Source organism: Dysgonomonas sp. HGC4, assembly GCF_001261715.1.
In the GTDB taxonomy this organism is placed as follows: Bacteria; Bacteroidota; Bacteroidia; order Bacteroidales; family Dysgonomonadaceae; genus Dysgonomonas_A.
The window spans coordinates 1-6690 of the sequence record NZ_CVRU01000095.1 but is presented as its reverse complement, the minus strand read 5'-3'; the positions used below and the strand labels follow the sequence as shown (position 1 = coordinate 6690).

Genomic DNA, 6690 nt, shown 5'->3' with positions numbered 1-6690 from the left:
GAACTCTTTTATGAATTAAAACAATAAAACTATGAAAAAATTATTATTTACTTTTCTTGCATGCATAAGTTCTATAGTTGGATACACGCAAAGTATTACTGGTAATATCATTGTTTGCCCTAAACAATCATATACATATACTTATACTCTTCCAGGCAGTGCAACAAAAGATATTATTGTAACTATATTTATCAACAATGGAACTATTTCCAACAACCCACAAGCTAATTACACCATAAAAAAAGGAGAATCCAAATTCACGTTTAATGTTATTTGGAATGATATTGCCACCTCTTTTGCTCAGATAGATGCTCACACAAATGATGGTGTCACTCAAAATGCAATTTTAAATAATATTACAATTGCAAGCATGAGCAACATTAAGCCTACATATTTTGCAAGCACGCCTGCAGCAAATAATGGCATAATAAAAATTCCATTAGGACAAACTGGTGTCTTAAATATGACAGTAAATGATTTTTTGTATTACCTAAACTTGAATAACAATCCTACTTATAAGATAACAGATTATAGATGGACTGTTGGCACTCAATCCACTGAAGCGAAAAATAAATATGCAATTAACTATGGTGTTGCTGACCTCAATCAAACCGTGGTAAGTATAACACCAGTTGGAAACGCATGCAGCAAAAGTTATGGAGGCTCCATATCCTATACAATACAAAGATTTTTTGATATACAAATCAAATCAAATTCAGGCTCTGTAGCATGTCCTAATAACAATGTTTCATTTTCTTTACAAGGAACTATACCACAAGGTTCAACAATAGAATGGATTGCAGCTGATAACTTTACATTAGTATCGGGACAAGGTACAACGAATGCCATTTTCAGAACAGGTTCTACAAACTCAACAGCCACAGTAAAAGCAAAAATAACATACCCGGGTTTTAGTGAGACTTTACAAAACTCTGAAGTATGGGTTGGCGTACCAGAAACCCCATCGGGTGTTTCCGGTTTCAGCAATGGAAAAAATTTCAATTTTAACTCTCTTTATTCATTAAGTGCTTATGAATCTAAAGGTGCAACAGAATATATTTGGAGTATTACCGATGGTGGTGAGATAAGAAAATATGATGTTAACGGAAATCGAAATGTCGAAATGTATACCTCTATAAATGTAGGATGGAATCAAACTAAATCGTTTTCACTTAGAGTTAGTGCTAGAAATAAATGTGGAACATCTGGAGAGCGAGCACTTACTGGATATGTCACATTTAGTGGACCTGGGGGCATTGATGAGTTTTCTCTTAGATCAGCAACTATAGAATTGGAACCTGAAATCAAATCCGTAAAAGTATACAATCTTTCAGGAGTATTAGTTTATTCTGATAATGCAGTCAATGGAAGTTTCGATATTAAATCAACAGTATTAAATGACGGCATTTATATCATAGAGAAATTTGACGGAGAGAACAGAACCTCTGAAAAAGTGATACTAAAAAGATAAGTAAAGCTTTATATATAATACAATTTACTCAAAAAAAGACGAACAGTGTTGTTCGTCTTTTTTTATCTATATACAAAAGCCACTGTGAAAGTAACTTCCGTATTTAGCCGTAACCTCGAAGCCTATAACGAAGGACGACGAGTAATAGTCAACAAAGGATCGACACGTTCGTCCAAAACATGGAGTATACTACAACTACTTTATATTGTTGCCGAATTATCAAAAACTCCACGACTGATATCCATAATATCCGAATCGATGCCTCACCTCAAGAAAGGCTGTATAAGAGATTTTGAGAATATGCTTCGCCAAGAAGGAAAGTGGGATCTAAAATCGTGGAATGCTACGGACAAAATATATCAGGTAAATAATTCATATATAGAATTTTTCTCAGCCGACCAACCCGGAAAGGTTCATGGTCCTGCCCGTGATATTCTTTATATAAACGAGTGTATTAATATTCCTTACGAAACATATCGCCAATTAGCTATCCGTACTACAGAAACCATATTTCTCGATTATAATCCTTGCTATGAATTTTGGGTAGATGAAAAAGTTCTTCCCCGACCCGAAGCCACACTGATTCACTCGACCTATCTAAATAACGAATATCTTTCGGAAGCGCAGGTAAAAGAAATAGAATCGAGTAAAAACGATGTAGAATGGTGGCAAGTATATGGCTTGGGACTAACGGGCTCTAAGGTTGGACTCATCCTCCAAAATTGGGATATTACCCCTTCTCTACCCTCGTCTTACAAACAGAGATGGCTGGGCATAGACTTTGGCTTCACCAACGATCCCACGGCAATAGTCGACATAAGGCTGTCGGAAGGCGAATTGTGGATAGAAGAATTACTCTATTCAAGAGGATACGATAATCTAATGATAGCCAAACATCTCGAAGAATGTAACATTACACAACAAATAGCCATTGTGGCTGATAGTGCCGAACCAAAATCTATTCGTGAAATACGTAATTGCGGTTGGAATGTAGAACCAGCTAACAAAGGTAGAGATAGTATTTTAACAGGACTTGCTGTATTGAATAGATACCCAAAGCATTTGACTCAAAATAGCTCAAACCTCATCAATGAATATCGAAATTATCGCTGGACTACTGATGAATTCGGGAATCCGAGCAATATACCGATCGATCGGTTCAACCATTCTATTGATGCTCAACGCTATGTAGCTTTAAACAAGTTGAGTCAAAAAAGTGGTTTCGACTATTATGTAGGAAAATAAAGAAGGTGGGGAACTAAAATTCTCCACCTTTTTTCGGGTTGTATAAATACCCTAAATACTTTAATAAAGAGCATAACCTAAAGCCAGAGAAATAGAATAATCTCTCTTTATTCTCAAAAAAATCTTTGCAATGTGTAACAAATAGCAGGCTACTAGAGTCATTCTATTAAACAATAAGCCTAAATTATGCGTTACACATTATCAATTTTGATTATCCTTGCGACAATAACAAGCACATTGTCAGCTCAACAGATAAAAATATCGGGGAAGATTATAGATGCCGTAGAATCAACTCCAATCGGTTTTGCAACAGTTTCGTTACTAAAACAAGACTCTACTTTCATCAAAGGAGTAAATTCTAACGATGATGGTCGCTTTTCCATCCCTGAAGTCACAAAAGAGAATCTTCTGCTATCGGTATCCTTCTTGGGTTACGAAACACAAATAATAGACCTCACCAAACCCGAAAAAGATATAACCGTAAGTGATATAGCATTGCATCCTACATCTATTGCATTGAACGACATTACAGTTACAGCCAGTCCTATTATTCACAAAATAGATAGAGACGTTATACTGCCTAGCACGGCACAGTTAAAAGCGTCAATCAGCGGAATAAGTTTACTACAAAACTTGATGCTACCTCGTGTAATAATAGATCAGGTTAATAACGTAATCAAAACATCGGACGGAAGCGAAATACAATTACGGATCAATGGAGTAATAGTGTCCTATTCTGAAGTTCTGGCACTTATGCCACAAGATATTATCAGAGTAGAATTTCACGACAATCCAGGATTACGATATGGTGATGTTGCAGCCGTTCTCGACTTTATTACCCGACGAAAAAGTTCGGGAGGAAGTCTAAATGCCGAAGTGATGAATAATCCTTTCGTAGGATTTGGCAATAATTCATTCAACGCCAAAGTGAATCACAAGAAATCGGAATTCTCATTCAATACCAATGAATGGAATAGAGAACTGGATTTTACCCGAAACAGCGAGCAATCGTTTATCTTTCCCGACAAAGAAATTCACCGCAGTCGCATAGGAGGAACCATACCCTTCAAGACAATAGGAATAAATAATAACCTCAATTACAGCGTACAAGAATCTGGAAAATACTTCTTCAATGCCTCTTTACGTCAATTTTACAGAGATACGCCCAATGGCTTTGATGATGAAAAAAGCACTTACATTTCGGGAAACTCCGAACCTGTAGATGTCTATATACACTCTGCCTACAAGACTAATGCTCCTTTGCTTGATCTCTATTATCAAAGAGATCTCAAAAATCAGCAGCTAATAATAGTGAACGTCATAGGTAAATATACTTACAGCAAAAACGAATATACGTTTCAAGAGAGCCGCAACGATGTATTTTATACAGATATAAATAATCTTACCAAAAGCGACAGATACGCATTGGTTGCAGAGGGTATCTATGAAAAAACATTCAGAACAGGCAGTAAACTATCTACGGGATTGAAACAGACCCAAACTTATACAGAAAGCACCTATTCGGGAAGTACCGAAGCTCAGGTAGATATGAATCAGGCAGAAACATATCTCTATGCAGAGTATCAATTAAAAAAGGGAAAATTCAACACCTCACTCGGAGTCGGTGCAACACGTATGTATTATAGTTCGCAAGGCAATAAAACAGAGAAATACCTCTTCCGTCCAATGCTTCGCATGACCTATACCATAAACGAGGGTACGTATATCAAATACAACGGAATAGTTTATAATAGAGTACCCTCCGAAGGCGATCTCAATAATGTAGAGCAGGAAATAGATTCGTTACAACTAAGACGTGGTAACCCATACCTAAAACCATCTATAACTTTCCAGAATACACTGTGGGGTGGATATAAGAAAGGAATGTTCGATTTCAATCTGTGGATGAGATACCGTTATATAGATGCTAATATTGCAAATGATATATTTTTTGAGGATGATAAATTTATCAATCAAAGTAACAATCAGAAAGCCTATCATAGTATGATGGGTGAATTGAGAATACAGGTACAACCCATCAAAGACCACCTGACCCTTAGTTTCACACCCGGTGTAGCCCGATATATCAGCAAGGGAAATACTTATTTACATACCCATACCCGATATTATTATAACTCGGATGTGACTGCCAATTATAAAAAATGGATTTTCAATGCTTTTCTATCCAATAGTTTCCACTATTTCGAAGGCGAAACACTTTATTTGAATGAAGCATGGCAGAATGTTAGCTTGGGTTATAAAACCGATCGGTTTTCGGTATCAGCAGGAGTCATAAATCCGTTCACCAAAGAGTGGAAATCGGCATCGCAAACATTCTCCGCAATAGTGCCATCATCGTCACAGGTAACCAGTTCAGACATCAGTAAGATGCCTTATATTAAGCTCTCCTACAATATAAATTTTGGAAGACAATACAAGTCGGCAGAAAAGAAAATAGACAATAGCGATATTTAAAGTTATACTTACCTTATTAGGACGCTTCAAATAACAGGGAAAGTACACAACGGAGTTTACGAACTAAGCTTTTCGCCTCTTGATTTTGCTATGCGATGGAAATCGTCACCCGAAGGAGCCTGAAACAATGTAAGCTCAAAAAGAGAAGCCGCAGATATAACATATTCCATCACCGAACGATGGATAACGTCATAACCAGCAGCGCCTTTCTCTCGCGAGAAAGCATAGATTTCGATACCGATACCCTCGCCTGAAATGGCATTCATATATCGGACAAAAAGCATAAGTTGGTCATTAATTTGTGGATGTTTACGCAGAAACAGCTCAAGCTGAGCTCTGAACAATGCCAGATTGGTAAGCATTGCCCCCGGCGAACTGATATGAGCCAAGGCAAGACATTCGGCATAATTGGCACTAGTAACAGGATGTTTAGACAAAAACTCTAAAAGAGACTCGTCTGCAAATTTGACCGATTTGGCATCCAAATTAAAGGTGCGGACAAAGAGGCGCCCGGGCCCCAGTTCCATACGGCGCCAATTGGTAAACGAATCGCTTACCATAGCATATATAGGAATCATGGTCACCGAATTGTCCCAGTTTTGCACCTTTACCGAACTAAGATTTATATCAACAATAAGTCCGTCGGCATTCTTAGAAGGCATCTCTATCCAATCGCCCGGACGTACCATATCTTGAAACGAGAGTTGAATGGAAGCCACAAAGCCCAGAATTGTATCTTTAAAAATCAGTGAAATAAAAGCTGCCGTAGCACCAAATCCAACAAGCAGATTAGAAGGCTCTTTGCCGACAAGGGTTGCTATAATAAATACAACGGCTATTACACCAAATATAATTTTCATCACCTGAATATAGCCTTTCAGTGATTTTTGCTGAGTTTTAGGATGCAGTTCGAAGAAAGTATTCCAAGCATCTAAAAGCGAATATAAGACAAGCAATATCCAAATAATCATTACCGAGCGTGACAATGCCAAAATAAATTGAATCCAATCAGCCGAAAAGCCCGAAAACAAAACCCTCGAACTGAATACAACAACAATAATAGCAATGAGCACAAAGAGACGCTTAAAGAAGCTATACTTCATCAAGATTTTGAAGATACCCGATTTAGAATTAAGCCTTTGATCTTTTACAAACAGAAACGAAAGACGCCCTATTATTAAAAACAATAACCACCCAATACCTGCAAGGACTAAGATGGTAACAACAAAAACGATAGCATTTGAGATTTGAGCACTTACACCAATATCAATTAAAGCATCATTCAGGTTTTGCAAAAGCCAGAATTTAGGTAAACCGACTACCTCAACCGCACCTCCTGATAAAAGAATGATAGCCACAGACATATAAAACAACAAGTTCAGCATATACAAGATATTGATGTATATAAGAAGAACAATAATTATCTCAATAAGTTTAAAGAATACTAAAAGACATATATCATACTTACTTATAGTTAAGCCCGCCAAACAAGTATAACT

At 37.1% G+C, this 6690-nt stretch carries 4 protein-coding genes; 3 read left to right on the top strand and 1 reads right to left on the bottom strand.

The genetic code is table 11. The features are described from left to right. The first annotated feature begins 31 nt into the window (after positions 1-31). From HGC4_RS09775 to HGC4_RS09765, 3 genes are all read left to right on the top strand, one after another. Positions 32-1471, top strand: coding sequence for a T9SS type A sorting domain-containing protein (locus HGC4_RS09775; RefSeq protein ID WP_050709952.1), 1440 nt, complete (start codon positions 32-34; stop codon positions 1469-1471). Between the two features lie 84 nt (positions 1472-1555). Further along, on the top strand, positions 1556-2716 hold the full coding sequence (locus HGC4_RS09770; RefSeq protein WP_050709953.1) for a PBSX family phage terminase large subunit: 1161 nt from the start codon (positions 1556-1558) through the stop codon (positions 2714-2716). A gap of 186 nt (positions 2717-2902) precedes the next feature. Next, positions 2903-5191 carry a carboxypeptidase regulatory-like domain-containing protein gene (locus HGC4_RS09765; RefSeq protein ID WP_050709951.1) on the top strand — a complete coding sequence of 763 codons (2289 nt, stop codon included), beginning with the start codon at positions 2903-2905 and terminating at the stop codon, positions 5189-5191. Positions 5192-5247: 56 nt separating this feature from the next. On the opposite strand, the gene HGC4_RS09760 is transcribed toward HGC4_RS09765, so the two are convergent. Then, positions 5248-6690: mechanosensitive ion channel family protein (locus HGC4_RS09760; RefSeq protein WP_050709950.1), on the bottom strand; the 1443-nt coding region annotated here is incomplete at its 5' end.

What these genes read in the sequence shown, in the direction of transcription:
- HGC4_RS09775 (WP_050709952.1), top strand. Translation starts at nt 32, where the DNA reads ATGAAAAAATTATTATTTACTTTTCTTGCATGCATAAGTTCTATAGTT.
- HGC4_RS09765 (WP_050709951.1), top strand. Translation starts at nt 2,903, where the DNA reads ATGCGTTACACATTATCAATTTTGATTATCCTTGCGACAATAACAAGC.